Source organism: Actinophytocola algeriensis, assembly GCF_014203735.1.
Lineage (GTDB): Bacteria > Actinomycetota > Actinomycetes > Mycobacteriales > Pseudonocardiaceae > Actinophytocola > Actinophytocola algeriensis.
On the sequence record NZ_JACHJQ010000005.1, the window covers coordinates 682536 to 696424 of the forward strand.

The following is a 13889-nucleotide window of genomic DNA, read 5'->3' on the forward strand; positions in this document are numbered from 1 at the left end:
GCGACTCGGCCTGGCCGCGCTCCGCATGGCCTTGCCCGGCCGCGCCCGGCCGACCTGGCCTGGCCTTGCTGTTCCCGGTCCTCCCCGGCTTGCCGCGCCCTCCGCCGGTGCCCTGAAAAGGCGCTTTCAGGGCACCGAACGCCCCGAAACGCATTTCGGGACACCGCCAGAACCACGAAAGGCGCGAAAGGCGCGCGCGGGGGCCGCAAGCCCCACACACCACTCCCGAGGCAGACCGACCCTTGCCAGAGAACCGAAGATGCCGAGCCGGGTAGCCATCCCGGAGACCGGCCCCTCCGGCGAGGAGGCCCGTCCGGCGAGGAGGCCCGTCCGGCGAGGACAAACCACACCGAGCAGGACCTCCGACGAGGACAACACCCACCCCCACAACGGGCACGTCACGGCCGGTGTGACCCAGTCGCCCGCCGATCGGGGCTTCAGGCGGGCATGACAGGATCGTCGGGTGCTGCGTTGGATCACCGCTGGGGAGTCGCACGGGCCTGCGTTGGTGGCCGTGCTCGAAGGCATGGTTGCCGGGGTCGAGGTCACGACCACCGACCTGAACGAGCAGCTCGCCCGCAGGCGGCTCGGGTTCGGGCGCAGCCCGCGCATGGGCTTCGAGACCGACCGGGTCGAGTTCCTTGGCGGGGTGCGCCACGGGCTGACCCAGGGCGGGCCGGTCGCCGTGCGGATCGACAACGCCGAGTGGCCCAAGTGGGAGCAGGTCATGTCCGCGGACCCCGTGGACCCCGAGGTGCTCGCGGGCCTGGCCCGCAACGAGCCGCTCACCCGCCCTCGGCCGGGACACGCCGACCTCGCGGGCATGCAGAAGTTCGGCTTCGACGACGCGCGGCCCGTGCTCGAGCGGGCCAGTGCCCGGGAGACCGCGGCCCGCACCGCGCTGGGGACCGTCGCGCGGCAGTTCCTGCGGCAGTTGCTGGGTGTGGAGATCATCAGCCACGTCGTGTCGATCGGTGGTGCCGACGCACCCGAGGGGCCGCTGCCCGGACCCCAGGACCTCGCCGCCATCGACGAGAGCCCTGTCCGCGCGTTCGACCCGGCGGGCACCGAGGCGATGGTGGCCGAGATCGAGGCCGTGAAGGAGGCGGGGGACACCGTCGGCGGCGTCATCGAGGTCATCGCCTACGGGCTGCCGCCTGGGCTGGGCTCGCACGTGCACTGGGACCGGCGTCTCGACGCCCGCCTCGCCGCCGCCCTCATGGGTGTGCAGGCGATGAAGGGCGTGGAGATCGGCGACGGGTTCACCACCGCACGCCGGTGGGGGAGCAAGGCCCACGACGAGATGGACCCCGCGCACCCCGGCGTCACGCGCCGCACCAACCGGGCGGGTGGTCTCGAAGGTGGCATCACCAACGGTGAGCCGCTGCGGGCGCGGGTCGCGATGAAGCCGATCTCGACCGTCCCTCGTGCACTGTCCACAATCGACACCGCCACGGGGGAGCCTGCGGTGGCGATCCACCAGCGGTCCGACGTGTGTGCGGTGCCCCGCGCCGGTGTGGTGCTGGAGTCGGTCGTCGGGCTGGTGCTCGCCGAGGCCGCGCTGGAGAAGTTCGGCGGCGACTCGATCGGCGAGACCCGCCGCAACGCCGAGTCGTACCTCAAAGCACTCCAGGAGCGCTGGTGACTGGCCCCGCACTGATCCTCGTCGGCCCGCCCGGGTCCGGTAAGTCCACGGTCGGCCGCATGGCCGCCGAGCGGCTCGGCCTCGAGTTCCGCGACTTCGACGACGACATCGAACGCGTCCACGGCGTCCCGGCGGGCGAGCTGGTCGTGAAGCTCGGGCGCGAGAAGTTCCAGGAGTCCGAGCGCGAGATCCTGGCCGACCTGCTGCCCCAGCACGACGGTGTGCTCGCGCTCGGTGGTGGCACGCCGACCGCGCCGGGCGTCGCGGAGCTGCTCGAACCGCACCACGTGGTGTTCCTCGACGTGAACCTCGACCAGCTCCTGCGCCGCGAGGGCCTGGTGACGCTGCACCCGTGGCTGCTGCCCAACCCGCGCGCCCACCTGAAGGAACTGCTCAACACCCGCAGGCCGGTCTACGCCGCGGTGTCCGCGGCGACGATCCCGACGAGCGAACGCACCCCCGAGGACGTCCTCGCCGACGTGCTCGCCACGATGCCCGTCACCAGCTGAACCGGAAACTGTCGGTGCGGTCCGATATGCATGACCCATGGCACACCGACTCGACCGTGCCCAGGTCCTCGCCTACCGGGCCGGGGCCCAAGGACTCACCGGCGCGGACCCCGCCGACGTACTGACGGTCGGCCTGCAGGACACCCCCGGCGGGTCGGCCGCTCTGGCCCTGCGGCAGCGCACCGGCGGTGCCCTGACACCGGACCTGGTGCTCGCGCTGACCATGCGCGGCTCACCGCACCTGCACCGCCGCGCTGACCTGCCGATGCTGCGCGCCGCGCTTCGGCCACCGGACAACCAGGCGCTGCGCGCCTACCTCGGCGGCTACGGCGACACCCTCATCGCCGCCGACATCGACGGGCCCGCGCTTCTGGCCGAGGTCGCGCACGAGCTGCGGGCCGCCTTCCCCGGCGAGACCGCGACCAAGGGCGAGCTGTCCGGTGCCGTCACCCCGCGGGTGCCTGAGGTCGCCCGCCCGTGGTGCGCGGGCTGCGGCGTCCACCACGTCGCCGACGGGCTGTTCCGCCTCGCCACCCTCTACGCCGGCATCGAGCTGGTGCCGGGGGAGGGCCGCCGCCTGCGGTTCCGCCTCGGACCGGACCCCGGGGACGAGCCCGCTGGGGAAAGCGCAGAGAGAACACAGAGGAGCACGCAGGAGAACACAGAGGGGAAGGCGACCGCCGCCCTGTTGCGGACCGCGGTGCGGCTGGCGGGTCCGCTGACACTCGGCGACCTCGTCATGTGGCTCGACACCAGATCGGTGACAGCCCCACCCGAATGGTTACGTCCCGCGTGGTCCGCTCTCGACGACCTCGTCGAAGTGGACGTCGACGGCATCACGTTGCACGCCGACCCGGCCGCGCTCGACGGTGCGGCACCGGCGCCGCCGCCCGTGCTGCTCCTGCCGCCACGCGACACCTACCTGCTGGGGCACCGGCCGCTGCTCGTGCCCGACCGGGCACTCGCGAAGGAACTGTGGCGTCCCGTCGGCAGCCCCGGCTCGCTCGTGGTCGACGGGGAACCGGCGGGAGTCTGGCGTGCGAGCAAGTCCGGCAGGACGCTCACCCTCACCGTGACCGCACACCGGAAGCTGACCGCCCGGCACCGCTCGGCGCTCGACGCGCAGGCCGCGGTGGTCGCCGAGGCGCGGGGACACGACGGGACGGTGGTGGTCGACGTCGGCTGACCGCCGCCGTGCCATGCTCACGTCCGGACAGCCGAGCACGAGGGAGCGTGGGCAGTGGGAGCCGAGCCGGTGCGGATCAGGGTCGCGACGGACCGTCCGTACGAGGTGGTGATCGGGCGCGACCTCGGTGACGAGGTGGCCGCGGCCGTCGCCGGATCACCGAAGGCCGCGATCGTGCACCCGCCCACGCTGGTGGCGAACGCGGAGGCGACCCGGGATCGGTTGCGGGACAACGGAATCGACACGCACCTGGTGCCGGTGCCGGACGCCGAGGCAGGCAAGACCCTCGCCGTCGCAGGCGAGTGCTGGGACGCGCTCGCCGCGATGGGCATGGACCGCGGCGGCACCGTCGTGGCACTCGGCGGGGGCGCGGTCACCGACCTCGGCGGGTACGTGGCCGCGAGCTGGATGCGGGGCGTCCGCCTGGTCAACGTGCCGACCACGTTGCTGGGCATGGTGGACGCGGCGGTCGGCGGCAAGACCGGCATCAACATCGACGCGGGCAAGAACCTCGTCGGCGCGTTCCACGAGCCCGGCGCGGTGATCGTCGACCTGACCACGCTGCGCACCCTGCCCGCGGACGAGCTGGTGCCGGGCATGGCCGAGATCATCAAGGGCGGCTTCATCGCCGACCCCGTGATCCTCGACCTGGTCGAGGCTGATCCGAAGGTCGCACTCGACCCCGACGGCGACGTGCTGGCGGAGCTGGTGCGCCGCAAGATCCAGGTCAAGGCGGACGTCGTGGCCGCGGACCTGCGGGAGTCGAGCCTGCGCGAGATCCTCAACTACGGCCACACGCTCGGCCACGCCATCGAGCGCCGCGAGGGCTACCGGTGGCGGCACGGTGCGGCGGTCAGCGTCGGGCTCGTGTTCGCGGCGGAGCTGGCCAGGGCGGCCGGCCGCCTCGACGACGCCACCGTCGACCGGCACCGCACGGTGCTCGAGTCCATCGGGCTGCCGACCACCTACGAGCCGGGCGCACTGCCCGAGCTGACGCAGACCATGCTGGGGGACAAGAAAACCCGCGCGGGCCTGCTCCGTTTCGTGGTGCTGGACGCGCTCGCCAAGCCGGGGCGGCTCGAGGACCCGGCGCCCGAGCTGCTGTCGGCCGCGTACGAGCGCCTGACGAGCCGGTGAGCGGCGGCAAGATCAACCGTGCATGATCAACCGTGGCCGTCGGCCCCCCGACATCCAGCGTAGTCGCGAGCACCGACAGCGACGGGCCGTGGCGGTGGAGTTGTCCACAGCCGGGGGCGCCGTCCCCGTGACGGCGCCCTCGGCTCTTGGTCAGTTCGTTTCCAGTGGCAGGCCCGCGGCGGTCCAGTCCTCGATGCCCTCGCGGTACGTGCGGACGTGTGAGTACCCGAGGCCTTCGAGCAACGCGGCCACCTGCCCGCTGTTCGGGCACGCGGGGTTCGAGCAGTACGTCACGATCGCCGCGTCGTGGTCCGGGAGCAGGTCGGCCGCACGTGTGGAGACGTCCGCCGCCACCAGCGGGATCGCGCCCGGCAGATGTTGCTTCGCCCAGTACTCGCCGCCCAGGGCGTCGACCACCGTCACCGTGCCTGCCTCGATCGCGGCCCGCAGGTCTGCCCTGCTGATCAACTCCGTCATGTCGCCTCCAAATGGACTATGGTCCGGATTGACATGAGCGACAACAGCGGACCGCGGTCCGGTTATTCCCAGCCCGTCACGGAGCGGGCCGATGCCGCGCGCAACCGTGCCCGCGTGCTGGCGGCCGCCGCCGAGCTGTTCCGGGAGCACGGGGTCGCCACGGTGTCGATGGACCAGGTCGCGGCCGCCGCCGGGGTCGGCAAGGGGACGCTCTTCCGCCGGTTCGGTGACAAGGCCGGGCTCGCGGTCGCCCTGCTCGACGCGCAGGAAACGGCGCTCCAGGCCGCCATCCTGAGCGGGCCGCCACCGCTGGGGCCCGGCGCCGCACCCGCGGCACGGCTCGTCGCGTTCCTCGGCGCCTACGCCGACTTCCTGGACGACAACCTCGACCTCGTGCACATGTCCGAGACCGCCCGGCCGGGCGCTCGCTACGCGATCGGCGCGTACCGCCTGTGGCACCGGCACGTCGCCTACCTGCTCGGCGAGGCAGGCGCCGCCGACGCCGACTACCTCGCCCACGCCCTCCTCGCCCCGCTCGCGGCGGACCAGCGGATGGCGTTGCGCGACGAGGTCGACCGCGAACGGGTGAAGTCCGGGCTGGCTAGGCTTGCGCGGTCGATCATCGAAGGAGGAGACGCACCATGAGCGCGCTTGCGAGCGAGTCATGATGAAGGTTTTGGTGCTCAACGGCCCCAACCTCGGCAGGCTGGGCACGCGCGAGCCCCAGATCTACGGCCACACCACCTACGCCGACCTCGTCGAACTGTGCGAGAAGACCGGCCGCGACCTCGACCTCGACGTCACCGTCCGCCAGACCGACCACGAGGGCGAGATGATCGGCTGGCTCCACGAGGCCGCCGAGCACGGGCACGCCGTCGTCCTCAACGCCGGCGCGTGGACCCACTACTCGATCGCGATCCGCGACGCCTGCGCGCTGCTGACCGCACCGATGATCGAGGTCCACATCACCAACGTGCACAAGCGCGAGGAGTTCCGGCACCACAGCTACCTGTCCGAGCTGGCGGCCGGCGTCATCGTCGGCCTCGGTGTCGACGGGTACACGCTCGCGCTGCGCTGGTTGTCCGACCACCGGTGAGCACCATCCGCCGCGTCGAGGAACGCGATCTCGAAGCGCTCGTCGACGTCATGGCTGACCCGGTCATCAACCGCTACCTCGCCCGCGACTTCACCGACCCGGACGTCGTGCGCGGGTTCGTGGCGCGCGGAGTCCTGGACGACGGCCCGCGCGGTACCGGCAGGCTCGTCGTCGAGGAGGACGGCCGGATCGCGGGGATCGCCACTCTCCGGACCTCGACGAAACTGCCCGGTGGGGTGCTCGAAACCGGCTGGTGCCTGGCCCGCGAGTACTGGGGCACCGGGCTCGCCGAACAGGTCGCGCGCACGCTGGTCGACACCGGGCTCGAACTGCGCGGCGCGGTGTTCGCGCTGGTCGCGGCGGAGAACGCGCGGGCGCGGGCGTTCGCTGCCCGTGTCGGGTTCTTCGACGTGGGCGGCGATGAGCAGGACGGCACACCCCACCGCGTCCTCGTCGCGTTGCCCGCCGTGCCCGAGGGCGTGCACCACGTCGAGCTGTGGGTCGCCGACCTCGCCGCCGCGCAGGCGTCCTTCGGCTGGCTGTTCACCGAGCTGGGCTGGCGCGAGTACCAGCGCTGGGAGCGGGGCGTGAGCTGGCGGCGCGGCGCGAGCTACGTGGTCGTCGAGGACTCGCCCGCCCGCGCCGGTGACCGGCACGAACGGACCGCGCCCGGCATCAACCACCTCGCGCTCCACGCCGGCACCCGCGCCGACGTGGACCGGATCGCCGCGGCCGCGGCGCGACACGGCTGGCGGCTCATGTTCGCCGACCGCCACCCGCACGCGGGCGGCCCGGACCACTACGCCGCCTACCTCGAGAACGCGGACGGTTTCGAAGTGGAATTGGTCGCCACCCATCCGTGACGCTCCCCTGCACGTGGCGTAATCCCTACACTGTCCTTCGGCTGAACAAGGGACAACGTATGGAGGTTCTTCCACGATGCGCGTCACGCACCGTCGAAGACACCTCGTCGTCGCTACTCTCGTAGCCGCCGTCATCGCAGGCTGCACCCCCAGCGAAGCCACGCCGGTCTCCGTCCCGGAAGACCCCGCCCCCACGCTCCCGAGCGTCGCGCCCGCGCCGGAACCGGTGGTCCCCGCCACCACCGACCCCGTGAAGCTCACCACCCGCGCGGGCCGCCAGAGCCCCGGCCCGATCGCGTACGGCACCGGCGACGCGCCCTACAACTACGCACCATCGGTCCTGTGGGACGGCGGCCGCTACCGCATGTGGTGGTGCAGCCAGCTCGGCATCGCGAACCCGCCCGGCGACGACATCCTGCTCGCCGAGTCGCGCTCGCTGAACGGGCCGTTCCGCGGTCCGGACGGCCGCGGCGGCACCCCGGTGTTCTCGGGCAGCGCGGCGCGCTTCGACGCCATGCACACGTGCGACCCGTCGGTGCTCAAGGTCGGCGACACCTACTACCTGTACTACACCGGCGCGGCGGGCGACCACGCCCACGGCAACGCCATCGGGCTCGCGACCAGCCGCGACGGCCGCGTCTGGACCAGGGCCAACGGCGGCCGTCCGTTCGTCACCGCGGCCAGGGACGTCAAGCGGGACAACACCTACGGCGCGGGCCAGCCGTCCGTGGTCTACCTCGCCGGGCTGTTCTACCTGATGTTCACCGACACCACGGGCGAGCACACCGGCCACAACGGTGCCGGCCAGTTCGTGCTGCGCTCACCCGACCCGGCGTTCGGCCACGGCGTGGAAGCGCTGGGCCCCGACGGTTTCCAGCCGGTGCGGGACACGAGTGCCCGGCTCCGGTCGGTTGTCGACGCGTTCAGCGCGGACTGGATGTGGGTCGACGCGCTCGCCGCGTTCGCCATCGCCCACGAGACCCGCGACGGCACCACGATCACCTTCTGGGACTGGGGTTTCGGCTTCCAGCCCTACGAGCCGCTGCTGCTGCCGGGACCGTGGCGCGAAGGACCGGGCCTCGTGCGCCGCGCCGACGGGCACGCCGTCGTGTCGCTCGACAACCCGTGCGGCAAGGTCGCGATCGACCTCGTGCGCGCCACCCACGAGGCGCCCGCGGGCCCGTCCGGCCTGCGGCACTTCGGCCTCGACGTGACCGACTTCAACGCCTGCGCCGAGCCGGGACGGGCCGTGCTCGCGCTCGACGGGTTCGCCGTCCCGTCACCGAGCCGGACCGTGGACCTGATCGTCGGCGGGCAGATCGTGCGCTTCGACCGCAGGTCCGTGGCCGAGAAGCTCGCCATCCGCATCCTCGCGCGGCGGCCGGACGCGCTGGCCGGCGTCAGGGTCGCCGCGCACGTCAAACCCGGTGTGCCCGTGCGGCAGGCGCCTGGCCGTGGCCTCGGGTTCCTGCTGGACGACCGGCTGTGGCGGATCTCGTCGGCGGACGTCGCGGCGCTCAACTCGTCGGCCGTGGGGGACACGACCTCGGAGGAGTGGGACGGCTACGAGCGCGGTCTCGACCTGGTCGGCCCGCCGCGCTGAGGCTTGTCCTCGTCCCTGCCGTCCTCGCTGTCCGCGTCCTCCCTGCCGTCGCGGTCAAGGTCGTCGCGGTCGTCTTCGTCGTCCACCGCCGCCGAGCGCGACGACCTGATCCAGTGCCCGGCCGCGAGCCCGATCGCCGCGGGGATCAGCACCAGCAGCGCCGTGAACGCGGCACCGCCGGTCAGCGCGCCGCCCAGGTCGGCGACCCCGGTCTGGTCCACGAACACCGACTTGCCGATCACCGCGAGCACCGCGGCACCCCACCCGGCGATCAGTGACGCGATCAGCCACGCCCGGCCCGCGTCCTCGACGTCGCGCCACCGGTCGACGGCACCCCACACGGCGGCCACGCCGGCGAGCGCGCCGAGCACGAGCGCTTCGAAGACGGTCCGCGAGGTCGGGTGGTGGACACCGAAGTCGGCGCGCACGGTCTCGGCCACGGCATGCACCACGGCCATGACCACTCCGCGCAACAGCCACGTTCGCATCGGTACAGGGTAAGGCCTGTCGACGGCTCGCTCCGCGGGCTCCGCTCGCGGGGCCCGTTAAGGTCACAGGCATGCCCGAGACGCACGTACGCCGCCGCGCCGCGCTGCGAACCAGCCTCCGCGAACGTGACCTGGATGCCCTGCTCGTCGTCGACCTGCGCAACGTGCGTTACCTGACCGGCTTCACCGGGTCGAACGCCGCGGTGCTGCTGTCCGCCGAGAACGACGAGAAGACCGTCTTCTGCACCGACGGCCGGTACCTGACCCAGTCGTCGCGGCAGGTGCCCGACCTGGAGCGGCTGATCGACCGGCCGTGCGCGCCCGCGCTCGCGAAGGTCACCGCCGACCGGAATCTCGGGCGGACCGGGTTCGAGAGCCACCGGGTGACCGTCGACGAGCTGGACGTGCTCGCCGAGCAGGCGGGCAAGGTCGAGCTGGTCCGCGCCGCCGGGCTGGTCGAGGAACTGCGCATCGTCAAGGACGACGCCGAGATCGAGGCGCTGCGGATGGCGTGTGCGGCCGCCGACCGCGCGCTCGCCGACCTCGTCGCGCACGGCGGGCTCCGGCCCGGCCGCACCGAACGCGAGGTGGCCCGCGAGCTGGAGACCAGAATGTTGGACTACGGAGCCGCTGGCCCGTCGTTCGAGTCGATCGTGGCCGCGGGCGCGAACTCGGCGATCCCGCACCACCGGCCCACCGACGCCGAGCTCGCCACGGGCGACCTGGTGAAGCTGGACTTCGGCGCTCTGGTCGACGGCTACCACTCGGACATGACCCGCACGTTCGTCCTCGGCGCGCCCGCCGACTGGCAGCGGGAGCTGTACGACCTGGTCGCGGCCGCGCAGGCGGCGGGCCGGGCCGCGCTGCGGCCGGGAGTACCGGTGGCCGACGTCGACGCCGCCGCGCGCGGGGTGGTGGAGGCAGCCGGACGGGGCAGTGAGTTCCTGCACGGGCTCGGGCACGGCGTCGGGCTGGAGATCCATGAGGCACCGTCCCTGGCCAGGACCGGTGAAGGTAGACTCGCCGCCGGCATGGCAGTCACCGTGGAGCCGGGCGTGTACCTGTCCGGCAAGGGCGGCGTCCGCATCGAGGACACGCTCGTCGTGCGGGACGGCGATCCCGAGCTTCTCACGTTGACGACCAAACAGCTCGTCGTCGTGTAGGCGATGCGGTAGACGATCCGACCAGGAGAGAGAACGACCCTGTGGCATCCACGAACGACCTGAAGAACGGCCTGGTGCTCAACCTCGAGGGCCAGCTCTGGAGCGTTGTCGAGTTCCAGCACGTCAAGCCCGGCAAGGGCCCGGCGTTCGTGCGGACCAAGCTGAAGCACGTGCTGACCGGCAAGGTCGTCGACAAGACGTTCAACGCGGGCATCAAGGTGGACACCGCCACCGTCGACCGCCGCGACATGACCTACCTGTACCAGGACGGCGCGCAGTTCGTCTTCATGGACGGCGAGACCTACGAGCAGACCTACATCGACGGCGACGTCGTCGGCGACCAGGCGAAGTTCCTGCTGGAGAACAGCACCGCCACCGTCGCCACGCACGAGGGCAACCCGCTGTTCATCGAGCTCCCGACCTCGGTCGAGCTCGTGATCCAGCAGACCGACCCCGGCCTGCAGGGCGACCGCTCCACCGGCGGCACCAAACCCGCGACGCTGGAGACCGGCGCCGAGATCCAGGTGCCGCTGTTCCTGTCGACCGGCGAGAAGGTCAAGGTGGACACCCGCGACGGTCGCTACCTCGGCCGAGTCAGCTCGTAGATGGGCGCGCGCAGCAAAGCTCGCAAGCGCGCGGTCGATGTCCTGTACGCGGCGGCGCTTCGCGACGCCGACCCGGTCCGGCTGCTCGACGAACGGAACGAGGCCGCTGAGCACCCGTCGCCGAACGACTACGCCACCACGCTCGTCGAGGGCGTGGTGGCGCACCGCGAGCGGATCGACGAACTGCTCACCGAGCACGCGGAAGGCTGGACGCTTGACCGCATGCCGTTCGTGGACCTCGCCGTGCTGCGGCTCGGTGTCTACGAGCTGTTGTGGGCGTCGGACGTCCCGGACGTGGTGGCGATCGACGAGGCCGTCCAGCTCGCGAAGTCACTGTCCACAGACGACTCACCGCGCTTCGTGAACGGTGTGCTCGGCAGGCTGGCGACCATCGCCGACCAGCTCCGCGCGACGCTCTAGATTTCGACTCAGCGGAGCTTGCGTAGCGAACATTTCGTTCGCCACCGAAGTGTGCCCGCCATATCGTGGCGCGCATGACCGACAGACGATCTCTGCTCGCCGCCGCAGTCACCGTGTTCCTGTGGGCGTCCGCCTTCGTGGCGATCCGCAGCGCGGGCGAGCACTACTCGCCGGGAGCGCTGGCACTGGGCCGGCTGTTCGCGGGATCGGTCGTACTGGTCGCGTTCCTGGTCCTCCGCCGCGAAGGCTGGCCGCGGCGCGCGGCGTGGCCCGGCATCGTGATCTCCGGCGTGCTGTGGTTCGGCCTGTACATGGTGGCGCTGAACTGGGGTGAGCAGGAGGTCGACGCGGGCACCGCCGCGATGGTGGTCAACGTCGGCCCGGTGCTGATCGCACTGCTGGGCGGCTGGTTGCTCAAGGAGGGCTTCAAACCCCGTGTCCTGGCGGGCATCGCGGTGTCCTTCGCCGGTGCGGTGGTGGTCGGCTTCTCCATGGCGGGCGACGGCCACGCGTCCGTGCTCGGCGTCCTGCTGTGCGTGGTCGCGGCGATCACGTACGCGATCGGCGTCGTGGCGCAGAAACCCGCGCTGCGCCACGGAAGCGCGCTACAGGTGACGACGTTCGGCTGTCTCGTGGGGACGGTCGCGTGCCTCCCGTTCGCGGGCCAGTTGATCACCGAGGCAGCGACGGCGCCGGCGTCGGCCACGCTGAACGTCATCTATCTCGGGGTCTTCCCGACCGGCCTCGCGTTCACCACGTGGGCATATGCCCTGGCCAGGACGACCGCCTCCCAGATGGGCGCGACGACGTACGCCGTGCCCGCGCTGGTGGTCCTGATGGCGTGGGTCCTGCTGGACGAGCTACCGGGCTGGGTCACCTTCGCCGGCGGCGCGCTGTGCCTGGCGGGAGTCGCGGTGTCCCGCACAGGTTCCCGCAAACCGGCCCCGGTGTCAGAACCGGTGGTAACCGCGAAAACGGGCTGACCTCACCGGAGATGAGATCACCAAGGCACGCGACAGGTCAGGCACCCGGTTGTGAAACGGCCGGAACGGTCAGCGGTCCATCAGGGCGAACACGCCCCAGCCGAGGTACTCGCGTTGGTAGCGGGCGTGGCGGGCCGGTTCGGTCGACAGTTCCGCGCGCATCTCCGGGGCCAGGTCGTCGTCCGGGTTGGTGTCGAGCCAGCGGCGGATGTTCAGCCACTGGGCGGCGGCGTAGCGGTCCCAGCTGTCCTGGTCGGCCAGCACCATCTCCACCACGTCGCAGCCGAGGTCGCCGAAGTGGGTCAGCAGGTCCGGCAGCGACAGGAAGTCGTCCCGGCTGCTCGCGTGGCAGCCGGCCAGCGTGGCCTGGTCCGGCGGGTCGCGGCGCCAGTACGGCTCACCGATCAGGAGCATGCCGCCCGGGCGGAGGCTTCGGCGCAGCAGCCCCACCGTGCCTGCCACACCGCCGCCGATCCACGTGGCTCCAACGCATGCGGCCACGTCGACCGGGTCGCCGGACACGTGGCCCTCGGCGTCGTCGTGGATGAAGGTGACCCGGCCTCCGACGCCGAGCTCGGTTGCGCGGGCCTTCGCGCCGGCCAGAAACACGGTGCTGATGTCCACGCCCGTGCCGGTGATGCCGTGGTCGCGCGCCCAGGTGCACAGCAGCTCGCCGGAACCACACGCCAGGTCCAGCACGCGGGCGCCGGGGGACAGGCGCAGCGCGGCGCCGAGCGTCGCCAGTTTGGTGCTGTCGAAGGGGTTGTGAACGCGATGGCCGCTCTCGCGAATGGTGAAGGCACGGGGGAGATCCACCCGGCGGACGCTAGAGATCGCCGGCCTCGTGTGTCCATCGAATTGCGTCGCGACGGACCGGGATCGGGGTGACCCAGTCGGGTTGTTTGGTGGTGACCCGAATGGAGTAGCGGGACGCGGGCGGGCTCGGCGGTGATCAGCGCCGTTCGCCACGGAGGGTGGCGAAACGCCCGGAACGCGACCGGTCGCGGCCCCTGTCCCACGGGGTCGCGACCGGGTGTGCCCAGTCGAAATGCGGGGTGGTGCGGCTCGCCTGCCGGCCGATCTCCCGATTCCCTCGGCCGGCGGCGGCGATCGTCAGTGGCCCGTGGCGGGCCCCGCTCAGTCCTCCTTGGACGGACGTGCCTCCGGCGGAAGCACCCCCCAGTCGATGAGCTGCTCGGTGAGCTCGCCGGGGGTCATGTCGTAGATGATCGCCAGGGACCGGAGGTCCTCCGTGCGGATCGACAGCACCTTGCCGTTGTAGTCACCGCGCTGGCTCTGGATCGTGGCGGCGTAGCGGGCCAGCGGGCCCACCTTCTCCGCCGGCAGCTGCTGGAGCCGCTCCAGGTTTATGACGATCTTCGTCGCCGGCTCCGCGCCGGAGGGCACGCGGCCCTCGGGCAGCAGCTCGACCACCGGGACACCGTAGAAGTCGGCCAGCTCGGCCAGCTTCTGCACGGTGACCGCCCGGTCGCCCCGCTCGTACGAGCCCACGACGACCGCCTTCCAGCGGCCGCCGGACTTCTGCTCGACGCCATGCAGGGACAGGCCCTGCTGCTGGCGGATGCCGCGGAGCTTGCTCCCTAGCGCCTTGGCGTAGTCGCCCATATGGCGATTCTCCATTTCGTTCGCCCCGACGGCCGGTTGAAAAATGTACGCCGCGGGTAGCCGCATATCGACACGCAGAGTAATGGTT

General features: G+C 71.8%; 16 protein-coding genes. 12 read left to right on the forward strand and 4 right to left on the reverse strand.

Annotated elements, in window-relative coordinates:
- Positions 1-463 precede the first annotated feature (463 nt).
- The 4 genes from aroC to aroB are packed head-to-tail and all read left to right on the forward strand — an operon-like array spanning position 464 to position 4477.
- Positions 464-1645, forward strand: coding sequence for a chorismate synthase (gene aroC, locus FHR82_RS25785; protein ID WP_184813059.1), 1182 nt, complete (start codon positions 464-466; stop codon positions 1643-1645).
- Positions 1642-2154, forward strand: coding sequence for a shikimate kinase (locus tag FHR82_RS25790; RefSeq protein WP_221464238.1), 513 nt, complete (start codon positions 1642-1644; stop codon positions 2152-2154). Before aroC ends, FHR82_RS25790 begins: the two co-directional genes overlap by 4 nt.
- A 37-nt stretch (positions 2155-2191) precedes the next feature.
- Positions 2192-3340 (forward strand): DNA glycosylase AlkZ-like family protein, encoded by a 1149-nt coding sequence (locus FHR82_RS25795; RefSeq protein ID WP_184813060.1) that lies wholly within the window; start codon positions 2192-2194, stop codon positions 3338-3340.
- Between the two features lie 54 nt (positions 3341-3394).
- Positions 3395-4477 carry a 3-dehydroquinate synthase gene (aroB, locus tag FHR82_RS25800; protein WP_184813061.1) on the forward strand — a complete coding sequence of 361 codons (1083 nt, stop codon included), beginning with the start codon at positions 3395-3397 and terminating at the stop codon, positions 4475-4477.
- A gap of 150 nt (positions 4478-4627) precedes the next feature.
- Here aroB and FHR82_RS25805 read toward each other — a convergent pair whose 3' ends face one another.
- Positions 4628-4954 carry a rhodanese-like domain-containing protein gene (locus FHR82_RS25805; protein WP_184813062.1) on the reverse strand — a complete coding sequence of 109 codons (327 nt, stop codon included), beginning with the start codon at positions 4952-4954 and terminating at the stop codon, positions 4628-4630.
- A 33-nt stretch (positions 4955-4987) separates the two neighbouring features.
- Here FHR82_RS25805 and FHR82_RS25810 point away from each other — a divergent pair, with 33 nt between their 5' ends.
- From FHR82_RS25810 to FHR82_RS25825, 4 genes are all read left to right on the forward strand, one after another.
- The gene (locus tag FHR82_RS25810; protein WP_184813063.1) at positions 4988-5599 is read left to right on the forward strand and encodes a TetR/AcrR family transcriptional regulator; all 612 of its coding nucleotides are present in this window, start codon (positions 4988-4990) and stop codon (positions 5597-5599) included.
- 22 nt (positions 5600-5621) lie between these two features.
- On the forward strand, positions 5622-6050 hold the full coding sequence (gene aroQ, locus FHR82_RS25815; RefSeq protein ID WP_184813374.1) for a type II 3-dehydroquinate dehydratase: 429 nt from the start codon (positions 5622-5624) through the stop codon (positions 6048-6050).
- Positions 6047-6913, forward strand: coding sequence for a GNAT family N-acetyltransferase (locus FHR82_RS25820; protein WP_311771276.1), 867 nt, complete (start codon positions 6047-6049; stop codon positions 6911-6913). The genes aroQ and FHR82_RS25820 overlap by 4 nt, the downstream gene beginning before the upstream one ends.
- 76 nt (positions 6914-6989) lie before the next feature.
- A complete protein-coding gene (locus FHR82_RS25825; protein WP_184813064.1) occupies positions 6990-8516 on the forward strand; it encodes a glycoside hydrolase family protein in 1527 nt (508 codons plus the stop codon).
- Here FHR82_RS25825 and FHR82_RS25830 read toward each other — a convergent pair.
- The gene (locus FHR82_RS25830; protein ID WP_184813065.1) at positions 8477-9004 is read right to left on the reverse strand and encodes a B-4DMT family transporter; all 528 of its coding nucleotides are present in this window, start codon (positions 9002-9004) and stop codon (positions 8477-8479) included. The two genes, FHR82_RS25825 and FHR82_RS25830, sit on opposite strands and share 40 nt — an antisense overlap.
- A 71-nt stretch (positions 9005-9075) precedes the next feature.
- Here FHR82_RS25830 and FHR82_RS25835 point away from each other — a divergent pair, with 71 nt between their 5' ends.
- The 4 genes from FHR82_RS25835 (at position 9076) to FHR82_RS25850 (ending at position 12175) form a co-directional block, all read left to right on the forward strand.
- Entirely contained in the window at positions 9076-10167 is a 1092-nt protein-coding gene (locus FHR82_RS25835) for a M24 family metallopeptidase (protein WP_184813066.1), read from the forward strand.
- A gap of 41 nt (positions 10168-10208) precedes the next feature.
- Positions 10209-10772, forward strand: coding sequence for an elongation factor P (efp, locus tag FHR82_RS25840; RefSeq protein ID WP_184813067.1), 564 nt, complete (start codon positions 10209-10211; stop codon positions 10770-10772).
- Positions 10773-11192, forward strand: coding sequence for a transcription antitermination factor NusB (gene nusB, locus FHR82_RS25845; protein ID WP_184813068.1), 420 nt, complete (start codon positions 10773-10775; stop codon positions 11190-11192). It abuts the gene before it with no gap.
- Positions 11193-11266: 74 nt separating this feature from the next.
- Positions 11267-12175 (forward strand): DMT family transporter, encoded by a 909-nt coding sequence (locus tag FHR82_RS25850; protein ID WP_184813069.1) that lies wholly within the window; start codon positions 11267-11269, stop codon positions 12173-12175.
- Positions 12176-12244: 69 nt separating this feature from the next.
- Here FHR82_RS25850 and FHR82_RS25855 read toward each other — a convergent pair whose 3' ends face one another.
- Together FHR82_RS25855 and bldD are read right to left on the reverse strand one after the other, a co-directional pair.
- Positions 12245-12991 carry an SAM-dependent methyltransferase gene (locus FHR82_RS25855; RefSeq protein WP_184813070.1) on the reverse strand — a complete coding sequence of 249 codons (747 nt, stop codon included), beginning with the start codon at positions 12989-12991 and terminating at the stop codon, positions 12245-12247.
- Positions 12992-13312: 321 nt separating this feature from the next.
- On the reverse strand, positions 13313-13801 hold the full coding sequence (bldD, locus tag FHR82_RS25860) for a transcriptional regulator BldD (protein WP_075123575.1): 489 nt from the start codon (positions 13799-13801) through the stop codon (positions 13313-13315).
- Between the last annotated feature and the right edge of the window lie 88 nt (positions 13802-13889).

Coding starts and splice junctions, on each gene's coding strand:
- FHR82_RS25795 (WP_184813060.1), top strand. CDS start 2,192: ATGGCACACCGACTCGACCGTGCCCAGGTCCTCGCCTACCGGGCCGGG.
- FHR82_RS25805 (WP_184813062.1), bottom strand. CDS start 4,954: ATGACGGAGTTGATCAGCAGGGCAGACCTGCGGGCCGCGATCGAGGCA.
- FHR82_RS25810 (WP_184813063.1), top strand. CDS start 4,988: ATGAGCGACAACAGCGGACCGCGGTCCGGTTATTCCCAGCCCGTCACG.
- aroQ (WP_184813374.1), top strand. CDS start 5,622: ATGAAGGTTTTGGTGCTCAACGGCCCCAACCTCGGCAGGCTGGGCACG.
- FHR82_RS25825 (WP_184813064.1), top strand. CDS start 6,990: ATGCGCGTCACGCACCGTCGAAGACACCTCGTCGTCGCTACTCTCGTA.
- FHR82_RS25830 (WP_184813065.1), bottom strand. CDS start 9,004: ATGCGAACGTGGCTGTTGCGCGGAGTGGTCATGGCCGTGGTGCATGCC.
- FHR82_RS25835 (WP_184813066.1), top strand. CDS start 9,076: ATGCCCGAGACGCACGTACGCCGCCGCGCCGCGCTGCGAACCAGCCTC.
- nusB (WP_184813068.1), top strand. CDS start 10,773: ATGGGCGCGCGCAGCAAAGCTCGCAAGCGCGCGGTCGATGTCCTGTAC.
- FHR82_RS25850 (WP_184813069.1), top strand. CDS start 11,267: ATGACCGACAGACGATCTCTGCTCGCCGCCGCAGTCACCGTGTTCCTG.
- bldD (WP_075123575.1), bottom strand. CDS start 13,801: ATGGGCGACTACGCCAAGGCGCTAGGGAGCAAGCTCCGCGGCATCCGC.